General features: G+C 54.0%; 18 protein-coding genes. 9 read left to right on the plus strand and 9 right to left on the minus strand.

Annotation, left to right across the window (positions count from 1 at the left end; translation table 11 throughout):
• Positions 1–86: 86 nt before the first annotated feature.
• From AQR02_RS20885 to AQR02_RS20915, 7 genes are all read left to right on the plus strand, one after another.
• Positions 87–710 carry an acetate uptake transporter gene (locus tag AQR02_RS20885; protein WP_054942365.1) on the plus strand — a complete coding sequence of 208 codons (624 nt, stop codon included), beginning with the start codon at positions 87–89 and terminating at the stop codon, positions 708–710.
• 260 nt (positions 711–970) lie between these two features.
• Complete coding sequence (locus tag AQR02_RS20890) at positions 971–3,115, plus strand: bifunctional diguanylate cyclase/phosphodiesterase (protein WP_054942366.1); 2,145 nt, start codon at positions 971–973, stop codon at positions 3,113–3,115.
• Between the two features lie 88 nt (positions 3,116–3,203).
• Positions 3,204–3,557 (plus strand): hypothetical protein, encoded by a 354-nt coding sequence (locus AQR02_RS20895; protein WP_159067808.1) that lies wholly within the window; start codon positions 3,204–3,206, stop codon positions 3,555–3,557.
• Positions 3,558–3,647: 90 nt separating this feature from the next.
• Complete coding sequence (locus AQR02_RS20900; protein WP_054942368.1) at positions 3,648–4,532, plus strand: helix-turn-helix transcriptional regulator; 885 nt, start codon at positions 3,648–3,650, stop codon at positions 4,530–4,532.
• A 141-nt stretch (positions 4,533–4,673) separates the two neighbouring features.
• On the plus strand, positions 4,674–5,960 hold the full coding sequence (locus AQR02_RS20905; RefSeq protein ID WP_054942369.1) for a glycoside hydrolase family 27 protein: 1,287 nt from the start codon (positions 4,674–4,676) through the stop codon (positions 5,958–5,960).
• A 256-nt stretch (positions 5,961–6,216) separates the two neighbouring features.
• Positions 6,217–6,693, plus strand: a complete 477-nt coding sequence (locus AQR02_RS20910) for a DsrE/DsrF/DrsH-like family protein (protein ID WP_054942370.1) — start codon at positions 6,217–6,219, stop codon at positions 6,691–6,693.
• A gap of 156 nt (positions 6,694–6,849) precedes the next feature.
• The gene (locus AQR02_RS20915; protein ID WP_054942371.1) at positions 6,850–8,361 is read left to right on the plus strand and encodes an aminotransferase class V-fold PLP-dependent enzyme; all 1,512 of its coding nucleotides are present in this window, start codon (positions 6,850–6,852) and stop codon (positions 8,359–8,361) included.
• A gap of 12 nt (positions 8,362–8,373) precedes the next feature.
• Here AQR02_RS20915 and AQR02_RS20920 read toward each other — a convergent pair whose 3' ends face one another.
• The gene (locus tag AQR02_RS20920) at positions 8,374–8,988 is read right to left on the minus strand and encodes a TVP38/TMEM64 family protein (RefSeq protein WP_054942372.1); all 615 of its coding nucleotides are present in this window, start codon (positions 8,986–8,988) and stop codon (positions 8,374–8,376) included.
• Positions 8,989–9,226: 238 nt separating this feature from the next.
• Here AQR02_RS20920 and AQR02_RS20925 point away from each other — a divergent pair, with 238 nt between their 5' ends.
• Positions 9,227–9,742 carry a GNAT family N-acetyltransferase gene (locus tag AQR02_RS20925; RefSeq protein WP_054942373.1) on the plus strand — a complete coding sequence of 172 codons (516 nt, stop codon included), beginning with the start codon at positions 9,227–9,229 and terminating at the stop codon, positions 9,740–9,742.
• A gap of 68 nt (positions 9,743–9,810) precedes the next feature.
• On the opposite strand, the gene AQR02_RS20930 is transcribed toward AQR02_RS20925, so the two are convergent.
• The 7 genes from AQR02_RS20930 to AQR02_RS20960 form a co-directional block, all read right to left on the minus strand.
• On the minus strand, positions 9,811–10,665 hold the full coding sequence (locus AQR02_RS20930) for a MetQ/NlpA family ABC transporter substrate-binding protein (RefSeq protein WP_054942677.1): 855 nt from the start codon (positions 10,663–10,665) through the stop codon (positions 9,811–9,813).
• 115 nt (positions 10,666–10,780) lie between these two features.
• Positions 10,781–11,449 carry a methionine ABC transporter permease gene (locus AQR02_RS20935; RefSeq protein WP_054942374.1) on the minus strand — a complete coding sequence of 223 codons (669 nt, stop codon included), beginning with the start codon at positions 11,447–11,449 and terminating at the stop codon, positions 10,781–10,783.
• A complete protein-coding gene (locus tag AQR02_RS20940; RefSeq protein WP_054942375.1) occupies positions 11,446–12,228 on the minus strand; it encodes a methionine ABC transporter ATP-binding protein in 783 nt (260 codons plus the stop codon). The genes AQR02_RS20935 and AQR02_RS20940 overlap by 4 nt, the downstream gene beginning before the upstream one ends.
• Before the next feature lie 234 nt (positions 12,229–12,462).
• Positions 12,463–12,702: a hypothetical protein gene (locus tag AQR02_RS20945; RefSeq protein WP_054942376.1), complete on the minus strand. Its 240-nt coding sequence runs from the start codon at positions 12,700–12,702 to the stop codon at positions 12,463–12,465.
• 1 nt (position 12,703) lies between these two features.
• Positions 12,704–14,131: a dihydropyrimidinase gene (hydA, locus tag AQR02_RS20950; protein WP_054942377.1), complete on the minus strand. Its 1,428-nt coding sequence runs from the start codon at positions 14,129–14,131 to the stop codon at positions 12,704–12,706.
• Between the two features lies 1 nt (position 14,132).
• Positions 14,133–15,422: an NAD-dependent dihydropyrimidine dehydrogenase subunit PreA gene (preA, locus tag AQR02_RS20955; RefSeq protein ID WP_054942378.1), complete on the minus strand. Its 1,290-nt coding sequence runs from the start codon at positions 15,420–15,422 to the stop codon at positions 14,133–14,135.
• Between the two features lie 69 nt (positions 15,423–15,491).
• The gene (locus AQR02_RS20960) at positions 15,492–16,883 is read right to left on the minus strand and encodes an NAD(P)-dependent oxidoreductase (protein ID WP_054942379.1); all 1,392 of its coding nucleotides are present in this window, start codon (positions 16,881–16,883) and stop codon (positions 15,492–15,494) included.
• Between the two features lie 332 nt (positions 16,884–17,215).
• Here AQR02_RS20960 and AQR02_RS20965 point away from each other — a divergent pair, with 332 nt between their 5' ends.
• Positions 17,216–18,904, plus strand: coding sequence for a PucR family transcriptional regulator (locus AQR02_RS20965; protein WP_054942380.1), 1,689 nt, complete (start codon positions 17,216–17,218; stop codon positions 18,902–18,904).
• Here AQR02_RS20965 and AQR02_RS34710 read toward each other — a convergent pair.
• Positions 18,870–19,695: aminotransferase class III-fold pyridoxal phosphate-dependent enzyme (locus AQR02_RS34710; protein ID WP_245237652.1), on the minus strand; the 826-nt coding region annotated here is incomplete at its 5' end. The two genes, AQR02_RS20965 and AQR02_RS34710, sit on opposite strands and share 35 nt — an antisense overlap.

Raw genomic sequence — 19,695 nt, forward strand, 5'->3', positions numbered from 1 at the left:
ATATGATAGGCAAGCTGATAACAGCACCCGCTCCGGGTGCTGTTATCCTATGCGAACACTTTTGAAAATTGGAGGCATTTATTGCTATGTCAGCGCAACCGCAAACAACGCAATCCGTCAAAATCGTCACTGCCGACCCCAGCGCCATCGGCTTGTTCGGACTTGCTATCGTCACCTTGGTCGCTTCTTCACAAAAGCTCGAAATTACAACAGGTCTCAGCTACTGTATTCCTTGGGCCATCTTCCTCGGAGCCTTCGCGCAGCTGTTCGCTTCCATTCAGGATGCCAAACACAACAACACGTTCGGCATGACTGCTTTTGGCGCATATGCCTTCTTCTGGTTCGGCATGGGTGCAAGCTGGCTGATCAAGCTCGGTGTATTCGGTACAGTTCTGGCCGAAGGCGTGGATCCCAAGCAGCTTGGATTTGTTTTTCTCGGATATCTGGTATTCACCTTGTTTATGACCCTTGGGGCTGTCGAAGCCAACCGGGTACTGCTGATCATCTTTATCTTGATTGACTTCCTGTTCCTCGGCTTGTCTATGGATGCTTTCGGTGTCGCTGCTGAGTTCTTCCACAAGCTGGCTGCCGTTTCGGAAATGGCCATCGGTATCGTCTCACTCTATGGCTGCGGCGCATCTGTGCTTAACGCTCACTTCGGACGCACATTCCTGCCGATCGGCGCACCACTGCGTATTTTCAAGAAATAAACCTACGCAACCTATGTAAAAATCCATAAAGCAACAACTGCAAGAGCAACGGATAAATACAAGCTGCCCTTTGGCGGAATGTGTCTATCCGTTTTTTCTTTTTTTCACGCCCGCTATAAGGTTTTCCCTTGCGCAATGACGCTAAAAATGACATGCTATAGAGACACCTACGACATATCTCGACATTTTTCGGTGGGCAGGAACCACTTTTGGTCAAATTGCTAATATAATGTTGAATTTTTTGATATCGGAGGCACTCCATGGCTTTCATTAATAAAAAGCCTTTAACGATCATCCTCGGCTTCTTAGTCGCGCTACAACTCTCTCTGTTCTATTATTACTCCTTATCGGTAGACCGGGAATACCGGGCTGAAAAAGCCGATCTGTCCTCACATGCAGTCACACTCACATCGAACCTTGAAGAGAAAGTATCGATTGTCAAAGGCGTAAGTTCCTTTATTCAAACAGTAGGGTTTGATGCAACGCCCTCTATTATTAACCAGTACCTGATTACCGCCTATACCAACTCAAGCCAAACGGTTATGAATATCATGATCGCACCGGGCGGAACCATCCGTTATCTCTATCCGCTCACCGGCAATACTTCCATTCTCAATAAAAGCCTGCTGCTCGATCCTGTTCTGTCCTCACCTGGAATGATTCAGGAAACGATCCGCTCACGCGGTATTACCATTGACGGTCCACGGACACTGGCCCAGGGCGATTATGGGATGGTGATCAGGCAGGCTATTTATAACGGAAACACTTTTGCCGGCATTGTCTCGGTTACCGTTCGGGCGGATGACATCGCAGAGCAGCTGCAGCTTCAGGATTCCCCGGTGTATGTAATGACACAGGATCATACGCTGCTATTCAGCAATCAAACCAAAATGGCAGGCGAGCAGGTTACCACTCCCATTGAAGTGTATAATCAGCACTGGCTGATGGGGACCCCTTTTCCGGTACAGAAAAAGTGGGAAGTGTTCCGCAGCGTTCTTTGGATTGACATTGCACTTTTACTTGTTTTCGCCTTTATTCTATATTACTTCTGGCACCAGGGCCGGTTTAACATTGAACTCGAGCGTGTGGTTAGTATCCGTACCCGCGATCTTCGTGTCTCTAAGCGGCTGTACGAGAAGCTCGCTCATTATGACAGCCTGACCGAAATCCCGAACCGGCGGTATTTTATGGACGAATTTGAGCGCCTTCTGCAGAGTTCAGACCCGGCGCAGACCTATACATTGTTCTTTTTCGACTTGAACCGGTTTAAGGAAATCAATGATACCCTCGGCCATTCTACAGGCGATCAGGTTATCAAAATACTGGCGGGCAGGCTCAAGAACAGCCATCTGCCCTTCAAGCTGTTCGCACGTACCGGCGGCGACGAGTTCGTCATGATATTCTCCGATTTAGCCCAGGAGGAGATTCCGCAGCTGGCCGGACAAATCAGCGCATTGATCTCTGAGACCCTGCTGATTGCCGGTGCCCACCTAAGCTTGTCTACTAGCATTGGAGTCTCGCTGTATCCTGAGCACTCCCTCAATAAAGACGATCTGCTGAAATTTGCCGATATGTCGATGTACCAGGCGAAATCCCAGGAGGACTGCAATTACTTTATATTCGACTGGGAGCTGCGCGAGAAGCTGGAACAGAAGACGATGATCGCCAAGTACCTGCACTCTGCGCTGGAGCGTGAGGAGTTCGTGCTTCATTACCAGCCGCAAATCAACGCCGTTACCGGTAAAATGATCGGGATGGAGGCGCTGATCCGCTGGAACCATCCGGAGAAGGGGCTGATCGGGCCCGGTACCTTCATCGCTGCCGTAGAGGAAGCCGGACTGATGATTCAGCTGACAGACTGGGTGCTCCGCGAGGTCTGCCGGCAGCTCTGCGAATGGAGAAAGATGGGTATACCGCTGCTGCGTACTTCCATCAACATCTCCAACAGCTGGTTCTATAACCGCAACCTGATCGAGAATCTGCTGTCTGTGCTTGATCATTACGGGCTGGGCACGAATGTGCTAGAGTTCGAGATCACGGAAAGCACGGCACTGCTGGAAGAACATTATCCGCTGCTTCAGCAGATGCGCGACCATGGAATTATCGTTTCGATTGATGACTTCGGCACTAAATATTCATCGCTCAATTACCTGAAGCATTTCCCTGTCAACAAGATCAAGATTGACCGGACCTTCATCACCGGCATCGGCATCAGCTCGATTGACGAGACGATTATCAAGTCAATTGTGTTTGTCGCCTCGCAGCTCGGCTATGATCTGATTGCAGAAGGCGTCGAAACGATCGAGCAGCTGGAGTTCCTGGTCAAACACGATTGCCCGCATATTCAGGGCTTCTACTTCTTCCCGCCGCTGCCGGCGGAGGAGATCATCAAGCTGGCTTCCTGAGCAGCTCCCGGCTATCCTGAACTTTGATTCTCAAATATGCGGCCCGCGCTTGGTAAAACGGCTGCGGACCGCTATAATAAACAAGAACATGATGTTAAACCGAAAGGATTTCGAGATAATGAATGCGTTTTCCACCTCCGAATTAATCGGAACAGCCATCTTTGCGCTGATTCTTGCTATTCTCGCCTACCGGATTATCCGCGGCATGCCGAAGATGGCCGGAAATATTACCGCTTTCCGTAAAAGAACACTGGTGTGGACTCAGGTTGCACTGGTGCTGACCGTCCTCCAATTGAATTTCAAGGCCGGCGACTGGCGGTTTGCAATCATCCTGGGGCTGATCGTACTGTTTACCGGCAGTGTCTGGGGGGCTGCCCGGTATTATGACATGCGCCGTCCGCCTGAAGCAGATTCCTCCGGGCAGGATACGCCGGGCGAATAAACCGCAAGGCCCAGGCCTTAGACCACACCATCTCAAGCTCCCTTAGGGGAGCTTTTTTACTAATCAGGGACAACCGTCAGGAGGGGTAACGTGAAACATGACCACAGTTACGGGGTCTACGGGTTCCGCTTCAATGAGCCTGAGCGCCTGCCGCTGCTCAGCCTCTTCGCCGTGGGACACCAATTGGAGACGAGTCCGGCGTACTCCTGGAACGGAATGGAGCGCAGTGACGGGCCGCTGCTGCTTTTTCAATATACGACTGAGGGCACAGGCATATTCGATACTGAACGCGAGAGCTTCAGGATCGGCCCCGGAAGAGGCTTCATGGCTGAAATCCCCGGCAACCACCGGTACTACCATCCCGGCGGAGCGGTGCCCTGGGAGTTCTACTTCATCCTGTTCCGGCCGCAGCTGGCTCTGCCGCTGTGGGAAGACATCAAGTCCAAGCTCGGCCCTGCCCCGGCCATTGACCCGGGAAGTATTCCGATCCGCCTGCTGCGCGACATCGCCCGTGAAGCTCATGACGGCAAAATAACCGACCCGTATATCGCTTCTTCACTGCTCTACCAGTTCTTGATGGAGCTGGGCCGGCTGGCCGCAAGCGGGCCGCATCATACGGCGGAATGGCCGCCGGCAGTGCGGCAATCCGTCAGCTTCATCGAAGCACGCTACCATTCGATGATTGGCCAGGAACAGCTGGCCGAGCAGGTAGGACTATCTAAATTCCATCTGCTCCGCATCTTTAGCAAACATGTCGGTGTGACCCCGAATGAATATTTAAACCGGGTGCGGACCCGGCATGCGGTAGAACTGCTGAGAACCACCGACCGGAGCATTGAAGCCATTGCTGCCGAGCTCGGATACTCTTCAGGCAGCTATTTCATTAAAGTCTTTCAGAAGCTGACCGGACAAACGCCTGGCGCTTTCCGTTCCGGGAGCGGCAGTCTGCACTATAACCGCCTGTTTTTTGATTAGGACCTCAATAAACAGCAATTTAGTGCTATTCATATGCCTATATTACTGTAGAACTGTATGTATAAAGGAATTATGATGTCTCTATAACAGCAACTTTATTTCATCGCTCCGGCTAAGGAGCTTTAAGGAGACGACATCTTAATGAATCATTTACAGTATGCCAAGACACCGCCGATGGGCTGGAACAGCTGGGACTGCTACGGGGCAGCCGTTACCGAGCAGGAAATCCGCGGGAATGCCGAATATATGGCGGCGAATTTACAGCAATTCGGCTGGGAATATGTCGTTGTGGATATTCAGTGGTATGAGCCTGGAGCCGTATCCTCACAGTACCGGCCCTTTGTTCCGCTGGAGATGGATGAATACTCCCGGCTGATGCCGGCCGTGAACCGCTTCCCCTCAGCTGAAGGCGGGCAGGGCTTCCGCCCGTTATCGGATTACGTGCATAGCCTGGGCCTGAAATTCGGGATTCACATTATGCGCGGCATTCCAAGGCAAGCCGCTCATGCGGCATCCGCTATCAAAGGCTCCCGGGCTACTGCCCGCGATATTGCCCATCCGAATTCCATCTGTCCCTGGAATACGGATATGTACGGGGTTGATGCCGCTGCGGAAGGCGCACAGGCTTATTACAACTCGTTGTTCGAGCTGTATGCCGAGTGGGGTGTAGACTTCGTGAAAGTCGATGATATTGCAGCGTCAAGACTATACGATACCCACCAGCCGGAGATCGCACTGATCCATAACGCGATCGAGCATTGCGGCCGCCCGATGGTGCTCAGCCTCTCGCCCGGACCGGCACCGGTAGAGTACGCCGACTTCTTCGGCGGGCACGCCAATATGTGGCGGATCACCGATGACTTCTGGGATCACTGGGAGCTGCTGCTGGACATGTTCGACCGCTGTGAGCGCTGGCAGGGCAAAGCCGGGGACGGCAGCTGGCCGGACTGCGATATGCTGCCGCTCGGCCATATCGGCATCCGCTCGGTAGACGGCGGCGGGGCAGACCGCTGGACGCGGTTTACACGAGACGAGCAGATTACGATGATGACCTTGTGGAGCATCTTCCGTTCTCCACTGTTCTTCGGCGGGGAGCTGCGCGACAATGACGAATGGACTCTAGGCTTGCTGACTAACCGGGATGTACTGGATATGCACAACAGCAGTAGCGGCGCCCGGCTCGTCAGCCGTGAGAATGACCGTGTTGTATGGTCGGCGGAGGGTACGAACGGCGTGAAGTACATTGCGCTGTTCAATACAGGTGAAGCCGCGCAGACAGTCTCCGTACAGCTGACAGCACTGAATCTGGAAGGCCCATTGTCCGTCAAGGAACTGTGGAGCGGAGAAGAAGTGCCGCTTACCGGGGACGGCTTGGCTAGCGTGGTTGCTCCGCACGGCGCGGTGTTATACCGCCTGCAGCCGTGCTAATTAGGTTTACGGAAGGCGAAGGCGGTACACCAGCGGGATTTTCTCCGCCTAACTCCCTTCTGACGGTTTTCCACTAGAATCACTTGTGTGAGCGGCAAGCTTCCCGTGAAGAGGAAGCTTGCCGTTTTTTACATCAACGGTAAGTTAATATGTTGAGCACCCCCTCCCTACCGGCACATCTTTGTGACAGCAGGCATACTTCTCGCCGCCGCAACCATACTAATTACATTCTATGAGATGACGGAGGAATGCAGAGATGGCTAAAAAATTGAACCTGCTGATGTTCAGCGGTGAATACGACAAGGCGATGGCGGGACTGATTCTTGCCAATGCGGCACGGGATATTGAGGTGGAGGTTACGATGTTTTTCGCCTTCTGGGGATTATTTCTGGTTCGGGATCCGGAAAAAATGACGCTGGAGGACAAAACGATTTATGAGAAGCTGATGGATGTTATTACCCCGAAGGGCCCGCAGCAGCTGCCGCTCTCGCGGATGAATTTCAGCGGCCTGGGACGGATGATGCTGGAGGAAATGATGGAGGACAATAACGCGCCGAAGCTGATTCATTTTCTTAAGGGCGCACGCAAAAAGAACATCAAATTCTACGCCTGCAAGCTGTCTGTAGAGATTATGGGGTTCAAGCCGGAGGAATTCCTGCCGGAGGTAGAGATTATAGATGCCTCCGCTTATCTGAAGGATGCGCTGGAAAGTGATATGCAGCTGTTCATATAAGAGCTGATGGGCTTTAACCTATTCCCTCCGCCGGGCATATACTGAGCCAGGAAGACACCGCTGTGTGAAAAAGGATGCGGCGATACTCCTTATCGCCTGTTTTCTTCGTTACCAGTACCCGTGTCTGCGAGAACTAACCGGCTGGAGGGATTGTCTGTGCTAAGCATCAACCATGCCTTTTCAGAAGAGGCGCCGGCTTCACTAGAGGCACATTTCGCTGCTTTCCGGGAGCACACGATCGGCATCCGGCATCACATAACTACTCCTTATGGACGGCAACCGCTGCTCTATGCCGACTGGACAGCCAGCGGCCGTTTATACGAGCCGATTGAACGTACCGTACAGGAGGTATTCGGCCCTTATGTGAGCAATCCGCATACCGAGTCGAATACTACCGGGCTGACCATGACCCTTGCCTATACCGAGGCACGGAATATTATAAGAAAGCATGTACATGCGGGACCGGAAGATGTCCTGCTCTTCTGCGGCAACGGCACGACCGGTGCGATCAACAAGCTGCAGCGGCTGATGGGACTGAAGCTGCCGGAATGGCAGCGCCGGAATTTCCGCTGTACCCCGGAGGAACGTCCGGTGATCTTCACCAGCCATATGGAGCATCACTCCAACCTGCTGCCTTGGCAGGAGGGGATAGGCGATGTGGTTACGGTACCGGCCGGGGCGGACGGCAATATCGATTTGCATGCGCTTGAGGATCTGCTCCGTCTCCACCGGAACCGCCGTTATAAGATCGGCTCCTTCACCGCCTGCTCCAACGTAACGGGGATTCAGACCCCCTACGCTAAGCTTGCTGCAGCCATGCACCGTCACGGCGGAGTATGCTTTGTGGATTTTGCCGCCAGCGCCCCTTATGAGGATATCGATATGCACCCCTCCTCTCCGCTGGAGAAGCTCGATGCTGTTTTTTTCTCCCCTCACAAATTCCTCGGCGGCCCCGGCACGAATGGAGTGCTGCTGTTCGATGCTGCGCTCTGCAGCGGCAGACTGCCGGATGAACCGGGCGGGGGCACCGTCGTCTGGGTCAACCCATGGGGAGGACGCCGTTACATAGATGAGGTAGAGGTCCGTGAGGACGGGGGCACACCAGGGTTCCTCCAGGCTTTTCGCACAGCGCTATGCCTGAAGCTGAAAGAGCGGATGAACGGCTGCGGGGGGTTGATGAGGCTGCGGGAACAGGAGCTGTGCCGCCAGCTCTTGTCCGGACTCGCACGGATTCCCGGCTGCTCCATACTGGCCGGTGAGCAGACGGAGCGCCATGGTATCGTGTCGTTTACACTGCAGGATATCCATTACAACCTGGCCGTCCAGCTGCTGAATGACCGCTTTGGGATTCAGGCCCGCGGGGGTTGTTCCTGTGCCGGTCCTTATGGGCACTATCTGCTGGGACTTGGCCACAAGCAGTCCGAGCAGATCATTCAGGCGCTCCATGCCGGTGACCAGTCTTCGAAGCCGGGCTGGGTCCGGCTCTCCCTGCATCCCATTATGACTGCCCGCGAGGTGGACCGGATGATAACGGCAGTGCAGGGCATTGTCAGCCATATTGCGGAGTGGAGCCTTGATTACTGCTATAACGCCGCTACGAACAGCTGGCTCCATAACTCCGGACAATTAGAGACAGAACAAGCGGTCAGCCGGCTGTTTAGGGTATAGCGGGTCACTCGCTTAGGCTGCCCCGTCCTCTTTCGCCGCCCGGGCAAACCGGGCCTCTATCGCCTTGACACACCATAAGGAGACACCGATAAACAGCAGCACATAGATAATCTCCCATGGATTGCGGATAAACCGGTCTACATCATTCCCGATATAGGAGACTGCGAATACCATAATCGCTTTGCCGGCACAGAGCGCAAGCAGATAAGAACGCAGACGCATGCCGGCAAGCCCGGCGGCCATATTAATGACCACAAACGGGCCGACCGGAAACAGACTAAGCAGAAAAACATAGCTGAATCCGCTCTGCCGGACCCAGGTCATGCTCTTGGCTACTTTCGGCCGCCTGGCCCACTTCTGCAGATACGGGTGGGAAGCGATTTTGCGGATAATCAGGAAGGTCGTCACACAGCCCGCCACCAGCCCGATCCATGAATATAAAAAGCCTAGCCATAAACCGTAAACCGCCCCATTTAACCCTACAATTGCAATAGTGGGCAGCGGCGGAACGAATGATTTCATAAACGTCAGCCCGATTCCGGGCAGCGGCCCGAGGGTGCGGTATTGTTCCAGCATCAGCCGGAGCCGCTCCTCTGTCAGCCATGACATCACATCCAGCAAGTACATCAATTACTCTCTCCTCATCACACTCCGAATTTCACCCATCTACTCCTCTCAATTATACAATAATTCTGTTCAGCCACGCTGAAAAGACCCCGCCAGAACATACCCGGTGGAAACGGGCCAGCCCGGGTTCTCCTTTCAGTCCAATATGCGGACGCCGGAGTGTCTTTTAGGGTTGCCAGTTCTATTTCCCTCATGTAACGTGTTCTTATATTGACTGACAACAAAGGGGGAAAATTGGATGTTAATACAAGCAGAGCTTCTCGATTTACGGCTGACCACCGGGCAGGATCTCGATTTTGTGCTGGCTGCGGAGCAGGATGAGAATAACCGCCGCTACATTGGACAATGGACGAGGGACAAGCATGCTGCAGCCATCACGGATGAAGATATGCTGCATCTGATCCTTCAGGAGAAGTCCGGCCAACCGGCTGGCTACGTGATTATTACGGGACTGCAGGACCCCAATTTGACCGTCTGCATTATGCGGATTGTCGTTCATGTCCAGGGCCGCGGATACGGCAAAAGGTTACTCGCACTGCTCACAGAATGGATCTTCACGCATACAGAGACGCACCGGCTATGGCTGGACGTCAATGAGCTGAATTCCAGAGCACGGCATGTGTATGAAGGGGTAGGCTTCAAGGTGGACGGTGCACTCCGCGAATCCATTAAACGGGGTGACATTTTTGAGACGCTGCTGATTATGTCGGTTCTGCGCCAGGAGTATATGGAACGCGGGCAGAAGCTGGTATAAATAAAAGACTGCCGGCTGTCTCCACGCATCAGCGCGTCCGCAACCGGCAGTCTGCCTATATTTGAACTTTAAAATGCCGGAACTACAGCCACGCCGTATTTGTCCTCAATGAATTGCTTCACATCCGGACTGGTCAGCGCTTCATCCAGTTTCTTAATTTCATCCCGGTTCTCATCTCCGCTGCGGACGACAATGACATTGGCATACGGTGAATTGGCGTCCTCACGGAACAGGGCCGACTTCGGATCAATCCCGGATTCCAGCACTATATTGGTATTGATGACTGCACCATCCAGATCAGGCAGCGCACGCGGGAGAGTAGCAGAATCGGCCTCAACGAACTCCAAATTATGCGGGTTCTCAGCGATATCCTTAGGCGTGGCCTCATAGGTGGTTAAGCCATCCTTCAGTTTAATCAGTCCCTGCTGCTGCAGCAGTACAAGTGCTCTGTATTCATTCGAAGGATTGTTCGGGATGCCGATCTTGGCCCCATCCGGCAGTTCTTCTTTGGATTTCAGCTTCTCGGAGTAGAATCCGATGGGCTCTACATGCACCTTGGCCGTTACGGCAAAATCGTACCCCTTCTCCTCCTTGATCGAATCCAGATAAGGCACATGTTGAAAATAATTGGCATCAATCTGCTTCTCCTGCAGTGCCGGATTCAGCTGACCCTCGTCATCCAGTGTGACAATTTCCAGATCAATACCCTCTTCCTTCAGCTTCGGTTTGATGAACTCCAGAATCTCTGCATGCGGCACAGCAGCCGCACCCACCTTAAGTGTAATCTCCTTGCCGGCATTTCCGCCGGAATTCCCTTCTGCAGCCGCCTTTGCCTCATCATTGTTTTTGTCTGCACCGCAGCCTGACAGTACCCCCGCCAGAACAATCATCAATGCGACAAGCAGGCTCCCCTGTTTCTTCATCCTCATCCCTACCCCTTCTTAGAATCTATATTTTTTTAAAACATCATTACCTTGAATAGTGTTAATATCCTTGTTATAGGAATTATGTAATCCTGTTTACTAATGACCCACTGTCTTATTCGCTCTTACAGCGCTTCCGGTCGATAGCCCGGGAGACATAGTCACCCGTCCATTGCAGGATCTGAACGATCAGTATAATCAGCAGTACGGTACCGATTAGAATATCTGTCCGGAAACGCTGATAACCAAAGCGGATCGCCAGACTGCCCAGCCCGCCGGCACCGATGGCCCCTGCCACCGCCGTAAATTCCGTGATCGAGATGACTGCTATAGTCATGCCGCGCACAAGTGCAGGCAGCGCCTCAGGAATGATGACCTGCGCAATAATCGTAAAGGGATGTGCCCCCACGGACTTGGCTGCTTCAATCTTACCCGGCTCCACCTCCCGCAGCGAGCTCTCGATAATTCTGCCAAGGAACGGTGCCGCCCCGATGGACAGGGAGACAATCGCTGCCGTAGGTCCAAGCGAGGTGCCGACAATCAGCCGCGACAGCGGGAGCAGCAGCACGATCAGAATGATGAACGGAATAGACCGTACGCCGTTAATCGCTGTGCTGAGCAGCCCGTTAACCCGGGGAGCGGGCAGAACTCCGCCCTTCTCAGTGACCACCAGAGTCACACCCAGCAGTGAACCCAGCAAAAGTGCAAACATAGAGGACCAGGCCACCATATACAAGGTCTGCTGCAGCCCGGTCCACAGCAGTTCAACCATATCTTCCTTCATCGCATAATTACCGCCTTCTCCTGAGTGTTTCCGTCTTTGTAGTAATTGAATATATTCACAAACTGCTTCGCCGTCTCACTCTCCGGCCGGTAGAACAGCTGCTCTACCGGTCCGCTCTCCACGATCCGCCCGCCTTCAATTACCGCAGCATTGTCGCAGATATGCCGCAGCACATCCATTTCATGTGTGATTAAGACAATAGTAATCTGCAGCTTACGGTTAATATCCTGCAGCAATTCCAGAATTGAATGCGTCGTCTGCGGGTCCAGCGCCGAGGTGGCTTCATCGGAGAGCAGCACATCCGGCTCCACGGCAAGCGCGCGTGCAATTCCAACCCGCTGTTTCTGGCCGCCGCTGAGCTGCGACGGATACACATCCGCTTTGTCGCTTAACCCTACCAGCTCCAGAATTTCTGCCACACGCCGCTTCGTTTCCGGCTTGGAGAACCCGGCTACCCGGAGCGGGAACGCCACATTCCCGTATACCGTCTTGGCTTCCAGCAGATTAAACTGCTGAAAGATCATGCCGATTCGGCGGCGGGCCAGCCGCAGCTGCTTGCCTTTCAGATCCGTAATTGCTACACCCCCTACCTCTACACTGCCCGAATCTGGCCGCTCCAAGAGGTTGAGACAGCGGATCAGCGTGGACTTTCCCGCCCCGCTTGCGCCGATAATGCCGAAGATCTCGCCTTTGCCGATATGAAGATTAATATCCTGCAGTGCAGACACCTGCCCGGCACGCGTCGCATAGCTTTTATTCAAATGCTTCACTGCAATCATCGATCCATTCGCCCCCTTCTCCAGCCGGATGAACAACAAAAAAAGATCAAGCCGCTACCGTATAGACGGTAAAGCCTGATCTCCAGTTTACTGGTCGACCCTGTTATATTCCGATTAAATCCATGGGAATAATATAGTACACCCTCAAAAAACTGTCAATCCTAATCTTTACATCCCAATCATGCCAAAGGGCCATGATCCGAAGATCACAGCCCCTAGTTTGATAGGATTCACTTAAATAACCGTTTCTATTGGCGCAGCCGGCTTTCTCCCGGCAAAAACCACCGTTGTCACATGCTTCCGCGCATCTGCTGTCAGCAGCAGCAGCTCCACCGGGCTTTGTCCCGGACCGCCGGGAGCGAAGGTAACTCTGGCCCCGTCCAGGTCCTCAGCGATACGGATCACTTGGTAGCCTTGTTCCAGCAGAGCATCAATGGCCTGCCGCTCCTGGTCAAACTCATCGAATGCAGACATCTTAGACCACTCCTCCGCTGATTTCCGCTTTGACTGGACGCGCCGCTTCGGCTTCAAACCGTTTGCGGTGTAGGTATTTACCGGAGCCAGCCTGCCCGACGAACTGTTTGTCACGAATGACAAATTCACCGCGGCTGAGGACGGAGACCGGCTCGCCCTTAATTTCGAAGCCTTCAAACGCATTATAATCGACGTTCATATGATGGGTTTCTGCTGAGATGGTTCTTTCCACGGATGGATCGAAAATGACAATATCGGCGTCGCTGCCGATGGCGATCGTCCCCTTTTGCGGGAATAAACCGAACAGCTTGGCGCTGGAGGTGGAGATGATATCCACGAATTTATTAAGCGAGATCCGGCCCTTCTGCACACCCTCAGAGTAGAGCAGGCTGAAGCGGTCCTCAATGGTCGGTCCACCGTTCGGAATTTTGGAGAAGTCACCGAGTCCGAGGTCCTTCTGTCCCTTGAAATCGAACGAGCACTGGTCGGAGCCGATGGTCTGCAGCGTGCCGCTCCAAAGCGCATCCCACAGCACATCCTGGTTCCACTGCTCGCGCAGCGGCGGAGACCAGACATATTTGGCACCTTCGAAATCCGGTTTCTCCAGCGCCGTCTGATCCAGCACCAGATACTGCGGACAGGTCTCTCCGTAGACGCGCAGCCCCTTTTTGCGGGCTTCGGCGATTTTCCAGGCAGCTTCGGCACAGGTCACGTGCACGACATAGAGCTGGGAATCGGTTAGCTCTGTCAAATAAGCAGCCCGGCCGGTCGCTTCACCCTCCAGCTCCGGAGGCCGGGTCAGTGCATGGTAGATCGGATCCGTGTTGCCGGCTGCGAGAGCCTGCTCCACCAGATACTCAATTACATCACCGTTCTCGGCATGAACCATGACGAGCGCGCCTTCCCGCTTGGCGGCCTGCAGCGTCTTGAACAGCACGCCGTCATCAGCCTGGAAGGTGTTCTTGTACGCCATGAATACCTTCAGCGAGGTAATCCCCTCGTCTTCAATAATCTGCGGCAGCTCTGCGAGCACCTTGTCGTTCAGCTCCGAGACCATCAGGTGGAAGCTGTAGTCAATAACCGCCTTATCCTGCGATTTGTTATGCCAGGTATCCACGGCGCCCTGCAGCGGCTGGCCCTTGGTGGTCAGGCAAAAATCAATAATGGTTGTTGTGCCCCCGTAAGCGGCCGCAATCGTCCCGCTCTCAAAATCATCGGCGGTGACAGTTCCTCCAAAGGGCATGTCGAGATGGGTGTGGGGATCAATTCCCCCGGGAAATACATAACAGCCGGAGGCGTCTACGATTTCAGCATCCGGCGCTTCCAGATTCAAGCCGATTCCGGTCACAATCCCGTCCTCGATTAGAAGGTCCCCTGCATAAGTGTCCGCTGCGGTAACGATAATGCCGTTTTTGATGATCTTTTTCATCCTAAACCACCTCCGCTTCCGAATATGAGCCGTTCAAGCCGCTGATCACCTGATTCCGCTGATTCCAGGTCATTGGCGCCACGCCGCTATCCAGGGCGACCATATCAATCGCGCCGTCCGCCGGGCAGACAATGGAGCACAGATTACAGCCTACGCAGTCTTCCTCACGCACTTGCAGAATTGCCTTACCATCAGCACCCGTCAGCATATCGATACACTGATGCGAGGCATCCTCGCAGGCAATATGGCATTTATTACAGTTGATGCAGTTGTCTTCGTTAATCCGGGCAACCACTTTATAGTTAAGGTCCAGATCACCCCAGTTGGAGTATTTAGGCACTGATTTGCCAATCAGCTCCGTTACCGAAGCCAGACCCTTGTCATCCAGATAATTGTTCAGGCCGTCGATCATTTCTTCAACGATCCGGAAGCCGTGATGCATTACCGCCGTACAGACCTGAATCCCGGTGGAACCCGTCAGCATGAATTCGACCACGTCCTGCCAGGTGGAAATTCCACCGATCCCGGAGATCGGGACACCGACCCCGCGGTCCCGGGCGCATTCGGCCACCATGCTCAGGGCAATCGGCTTCACCGCCGGGCCGCAATAGCCGCCGTGCGCGCCTTGGCCGCCGACATTTGGAATCGTGTTCCAGCTGTGAATATCCACTCCTGCCAGACTGTTAATCGTATTGATCAGGCTGATCGCGTCCGCACCGCCTTTAACCGCATGCCGGGCAACGACCGTAATGTCGGTAATATTCGGGGTCAGCTTCACGATAACCGGCGTGGTCGCCACTTCCTTCACCCAGGTCGTCTGCGCCTGCACCAGATCAGGCTGCTGTCCGGAGGCCGCACCCATTCCACGCTCGGCCATGCCGTGCGGACAGCCGAAGTTGAGCTCCAGCCCGTCTACACCGACCGCTTCCACCCGTTTGACGATCTCATGCCACTTTTCCTGCTTCGGTTCTACCATCAGGGAGGCAATAATCGCATGATTCGGAAATCTCTTCTTCGTCTCATAGATTTCCTTCAGGTTCACTTCCAGCGGACGGTCCGTAATCAGCTCTATGTTGTTAAAGCCCGCTACCCGTTGTCCATTAAAGTGCACTGCTGCAAACCGGGACGAGGTGTTAATGACCGGTTCGCCCAACGTCTTCCAGACCGCCCCTCCCCAGCCGGCCTCGAAGGCCCGCTGCACTTGGTAACCTGTATTGGTAGGCGGCGCAGAGGCCAGCCAGAATGGATTGGGTGACTTGATTCCTGCAAGATCAATACTCAAATCTGCCATTGATATTCCCTCCCTGTCATATGAAGTCCGCCTAAACCAGCCGGGCCCGTGCTGCTCACATACTCCCGGTTATACCGCGGAGCCTACTACGCTGTCCTGCAGACCCGATAATTGCTTCACAATCGCATAGGCTGCATCCTTGCCCTGCTGTGCCGCGGACACCACCATCGCTTCACCTTTGCCAGAACCAAAAACAATATCCCCAGCCGCAAAAATCATTGGATCAGACGTCCGGCCGGTCTTCTCATCAATCTTCACTACACCCCAATTGTGCTCCAGACCCAGCGCCTCGATCAGATCAATGCGCCGTTTCTGCCCGATCGCTACTACTACGGCGTCGACCGGCATCACGAATTCCGAGCCTTCAATAGGCATTGGCGTCAGGCGCCCGTCTTTGCCGGTCTCGCCGGTCAGCTTCATCTGCACACATTCCAGCCCGGTCACATTGCCCAGCTCATCGCCGACAATCCGCTTCGGCAGCGTCAGCCAATTGAATTCCACACCCTCCTGCTTGGCGAATTCATATTCGAAGTCGTAGGCTGTCATCTCGCTCCGGGTGCGGCGGTAGACCATCTTCACATTCGCTGCTCCGAGCCGCATGGAGCAGGTCGCAGCATCAATCGCGGTGTTCCCTGCGCCAATGACCGCAACACGCTGACCCATCAGCTCCAGAGTCGGGATACCCGTCTTCGTGGTCTCCACGAGCTCTATAGCATCGTATACACCGGACAGCTTCTCGCCCTCTATTCCCAGCGGAGGAACATAACCCATTCCTGCTGCCAGTACAATCGCATCGTACTCCGCTTTGAGCTCCTCTACCGCAACGTCAACACCAACCTTTACCCCGGTACGGAATTCAACGCCCAGCTTCTCAACCTGCTCTACTTCCCACAGCGAGATGGACTGCGGCAGCCGGAACGAAACGATCCCGTGAGTATCCAGTCCTCCGGCAAGCTGCTTGGCCTCATAGATCACTACAGCAAACCCTTCGCGCGCCAGCTCTCTGGCGGCGGACAATCCTGCAGGGCCGCCGCCGATTACAGCGACCTTTTTGCCGTTCGGCACACCGGCCTTAAACAACTGGACACCGCTGTTAATCGCCCAGTCAGTGGCATAACGCTGCAGCAGTCCGATTTGAATCGGCGCCGAAGCATCGTTCAGCACGCAGGCGCCCTCGCATAGCTCCTCGGTCGGACAGACACGCGCACAGCTGGCCCCCACCGGATTGGAATCCATGATGGTCTGTGCGGAGCCCTTCAGATTATCGGTCGCAATCCGCTTAATAAAGGAAGGAATATTGATGCTGGTCGGGCAGGCTTTAATGCAGGGCGCATCATAACAATAGAGGCAGCGGTTGGATTCCTCAATTGCACCTTTGCGGCTGAGCCCGAGCTCAGCCTCGGCGAAGTTTCGCATGAACATGTCAGGCGTGAATGCAGTTAACGGAGAAGTGTGCTCCATCAGTTATCCCTCCCTTTGGACAATTGGTGTTTTTTAGGCGTTGCAGAAAATCCTTATCCCCGGCTTCTAAATCATACTTGTGTTATATAATATAACATTATTACGATAATTGCCTTAATATTTTGCTTACATATAAGGAGTGATGTAGTAGAATATATCTTAAATCATAAAAAATGTCCTTTTTCTATCTGCTCGGGTTATATATTCTAACATATCATAATCAAACTATAGTCATTTCGATTTTTCGTTACATTAGACACATTGTCTAATTTCAAAAGTGTATTTTTTACGTGAACGCAAGTGACAGGGCAAAAGAGCGAGGGGGAAAGCATATGGATTGGGAACTTGTATTTACCATCCGCGATGCGCTGAAAAGACCGCTGTCCGCAGAGGCGGAGATCATCGGCGGCAAACACGGGCTGAACCGGGCCATCCGCTGGGTGCATGTGCTGGAGAGCGCCAGCTTCGAAAGTCTGATCCACGGTGAGGAAATGATTCTGACTACAGGCATGGGTGCGTGTGCAGATATTGCTTCTTCCTTATCCTTTATGCAGAATCTGATTGATAAGAACGCCGCCTGCTTATGTATCGAGCTGGGGGCTTACTTCAGCAGCATCCCGCAGGAGATGATCGAGCTGGCCAACCGCCACGATTTTCCGCTGATCATTTTTACCCGTACCGTACGCTTCGTAGATATCACACTCGACCTGCATTCCCTCATCATTAACCGTCATCACCGGATGCTCCAGGAGCTGGAGAGCATCTCCCGCGAATTTCACCGTCTGACACTGACTTCCCAGGGCACCCTGAAGGTGCTGCAGTTATTATGCAAAAGCACCCGCACCCAGATTGTTTATATGCAGCTGCAGGGTAAACCTTTGTTCTTCCCGGCACTTTCGCCGGATGAGCAGACTCCGCTGCTGAGCTTCTTCGAGGCCTTCAGCGAGGAGATGGAGGGGGTGCAGCCCGATGCCGCACCCTATATCCGCGAATACGGCCATAAGATGATTGCGGTTAAGCCGGTGGGCGCACTCGACCAGACCTGGGCCTATATCCTGATGGTCTGCAATCACAAGCCGCAGGAATTCGACTGTCTGCTGCTGGATTCCGCTTCCCTCTCGATTGCCCAGGAGCTGCTGCGCACCCGCTATATGGAAGAACGCAAGCTGTTCTCCGAGAATCTGTGGGTCGATGAGCTGATCAGCGGGCGCACCCAGGACGATAACCGGCTCAAAGGGCTGGTCGGCCCCGATTTCAATGTTGTGAACGAACTGCCCTACCGCGTCTGCCTGATTGAAATCGAGAATCCGCGCGACGTCAAATGGAACAGCTCGGAAAATGACTGGGAATCGATCACCTTCCACCTGTCGCTCATTCTGCGTTCCCTCTTCGAGAAATACTCCCTGCGGCCGCTGATCACACTCAAGAACAACCGCCTGACTGTCATTGCACTCGACATCCAGTCGAAGCTTCCCGGCAAGCTGCGGCTGCAGCAGGCACTGGATGCCCTGCAGCATATCCGGGCCGACGAGAAGCTGAAGGACCTGCAGCTCGTCATCGGAGTCAGCAAGTCCCATAAGGGTCTGAAGCATGCCTACGCCGGATATCAGGAATCCGTACAGGCCCTGTCACTCTATTCGTGTTACCAAAAATCCGTGCTGTTCTACGAGGAGCTCGGGGTGTTCCAGCTTCTGCTCAACCTGAACGACGGCAAGACACTGGAGAACTTCATCCGCAGCTATCTCGGGCCGCTGATTGACCATGACCAGTCCAAAGGCAGTGAACTGCTGCTGACGCTCCGCGTATTCCTTGATCATGACGGCTCGAAGCAAATCGCGGCCCGTAATCTGTTCATCGTCAGACAATCGCTCTACTACCGGCTGGACAAAATCACCGAGCTGCTCGGCGAGGACTTCATGCTCCCGGAGAACCGCATATCGATTCAGGTTGCCCTGCGCGCCTATCAGCTTCTATATCCGGAGAAGCTCACTTTGCCCAGCTCCCGTTCAGCACAGCTGTGAGTGTCTCCACAATGAACTGGATGTCCTCATCGGTAGAGGACAGCGGAGGCGCAACGGTCAGCACGTTATTGAATCCTGCCACCGTATCCCCGTTTTTGCCGATGATGAGTCCCTTAGCTTTGCACCCGGCAATAACACCTTTGACAATATCCAGATCGGCTGGCTGCTTAGTGACTTTGTCGGCCACCAGTTCAATGCCGAGAACCAGCCCGAAGCTGCGGATATCGCCGACCAGCTTGTGCTCCAGCAGCCCGGAAAGCCCGCTGTACAGCCTTTGCCCCAGAATGTCTGCACGCTCTACCAGATTCTCCTGCTCCAGCACTTCCAGATTACGCAGTGCCAGAGCACACGCAGCCGGATTGCCGCCGAAGGTGTTGACGTGGCGGAAATGGCCGTAGCTGTCACTGTTATCCTTGAAGGCTTCATAAATATCCTTGCGCACTGCCGTTGCCGAGAGCGGGAGGTAAGCACTGGTCAAGCCTTTGGCCATGGTGACGATATCCGGCTTGATTCCGAAATTCTGGTGGCCGAATTTACGCCCGGACCGCCCGAAGCCGCAGATCACCTCGTCAATAATCAGCAGCACGCCATGCTTCCGGCAGATTTCCTGCACCCGGTCCAGATACACCTGGTGCGGCACGATCACACCGCCGCCGGTAATGACCGGCTCCATAATCACGGCCGCAACCGTCTCAACGCCTTCCCAGACGATCGTATCCTCAATCGCCTGCGCACATTGCAGGTTGAATTCCTCTACGGTCATGCCTGCGGGACGGCGGTAGCTGTCCGGC

This window comes from Paenibacillus ihuae (assembly GCF_001368795.1).
GTDB classification, from domain to species: Bacteria; Bacillota; Bacilli; order Paenibacillales; family Paenibacillaceae; genus Paenibacillus_AQ; species Paenibacillus_AQ ihuae.

Bases quoted from the DNA above. Each gene is read 5' to 3' on its own strand.
- AQR02_RS20885 (WP_054942365.1), top strand. From the start codon at position 87: ATGTCAGCGCAACCGCAAACAACGCAATCCGTCAAAATCGTCACTGCC.
- AQR02_RS20890 (WP_054942366.1), top strand. From the start codon at position 971: ATGGCTTTCATTAATAAAAAGCCTTTAACGATCATCCTCGGCTTCTTA.
- AQR02_RS20895 (WP_159067808.1), top strand. From the start codon at position 3,204: ATGATGTTAAACCGAAAGGATTTCGAGATAATGAATGCGTTTTCCACC.
- AQR02_RS20905 (WP_054942369.1), top strand. From the start codon at position 4,674: ATGAATCATTTACAGTATGCCAAGACACCGCCGATGGGCTGGAACAGC.
- AQR02_RS20910 (WP_054942370.1), top strand. From the start codon at position 6,217: ATGGCTAAAAAATTGAACCTGCTGATGTTCAGCGGTGAATACGACAAG.
- AQR02_RS20920 (WP_054942372.1), bottom strand. From the start codon at position 8,988: ATGTACTTGCTGGATGTGATGTCATGGCTGACAGAGGAGCGGCTCCGG.
- AQR02_RS20925 (WP_054942373.1), top strand. From the start codon at position 9,227: ATGTTAATACAAGCAGAGCTTCTCGATTTACGGCTGACCACCGGGCAG.
- AQR02_RS20930 (WP_054942677.1), bottom strand. From the start codon at position 10,665: ATGAAGAAACAGGGGAGCCTGCTTGTCGCATTGATGATTGTTCTGGCG.
- AQR02_RS20935 (WP_054942374.1), bottom strand. From the start codon at position 11,449: ATGAAGGAAGATATGGTTGAACTGCTGTGGACCGGGCTGCAGCAGACC.
- AQR02_RS20940 (WP_054942375.1), bottom strand. From the start codon at position 12,228: ATGATTGCAGTGAAGCATTTGAATAAAAGCTATGCGACGCGTGCCGGG.
- AQR02_RS20945 (WP_054942376.1), bottom strand. From the start codon at position 12,702: ATGTCTGCATTCGATGAGTTTGACCAGGAGCGGCAGGCCATTGATGCT.
- hydA (WP_054942377.1), bottom strand. From the start codon at position 14,131: ATGAAAAAGATCATCAAAAACGGCATTATCGTTACCGCAGCGGACACT.
- preA (WP_054942378.1), bottom strand. From the start codon at position 15,422: ATGGCAGATTTGAGTATTGATCTTGCAGGAATCAAGTCACCCAATCCA.
- AQR02_RS20960 (WP_054942379.1), bottom strand. From the start codon at position 16,883: ATGGAGCACACTTCTCCGTTAACTGCATTCACGCCTGACATGTTCATG.
- AQR02_RS20965 (WP_054942380.1), top strand. From the start codon at position 17,216: ATGGATTGGGAACTTGTATTTACCATCCGCGATGCGCTGAAAAGACCG.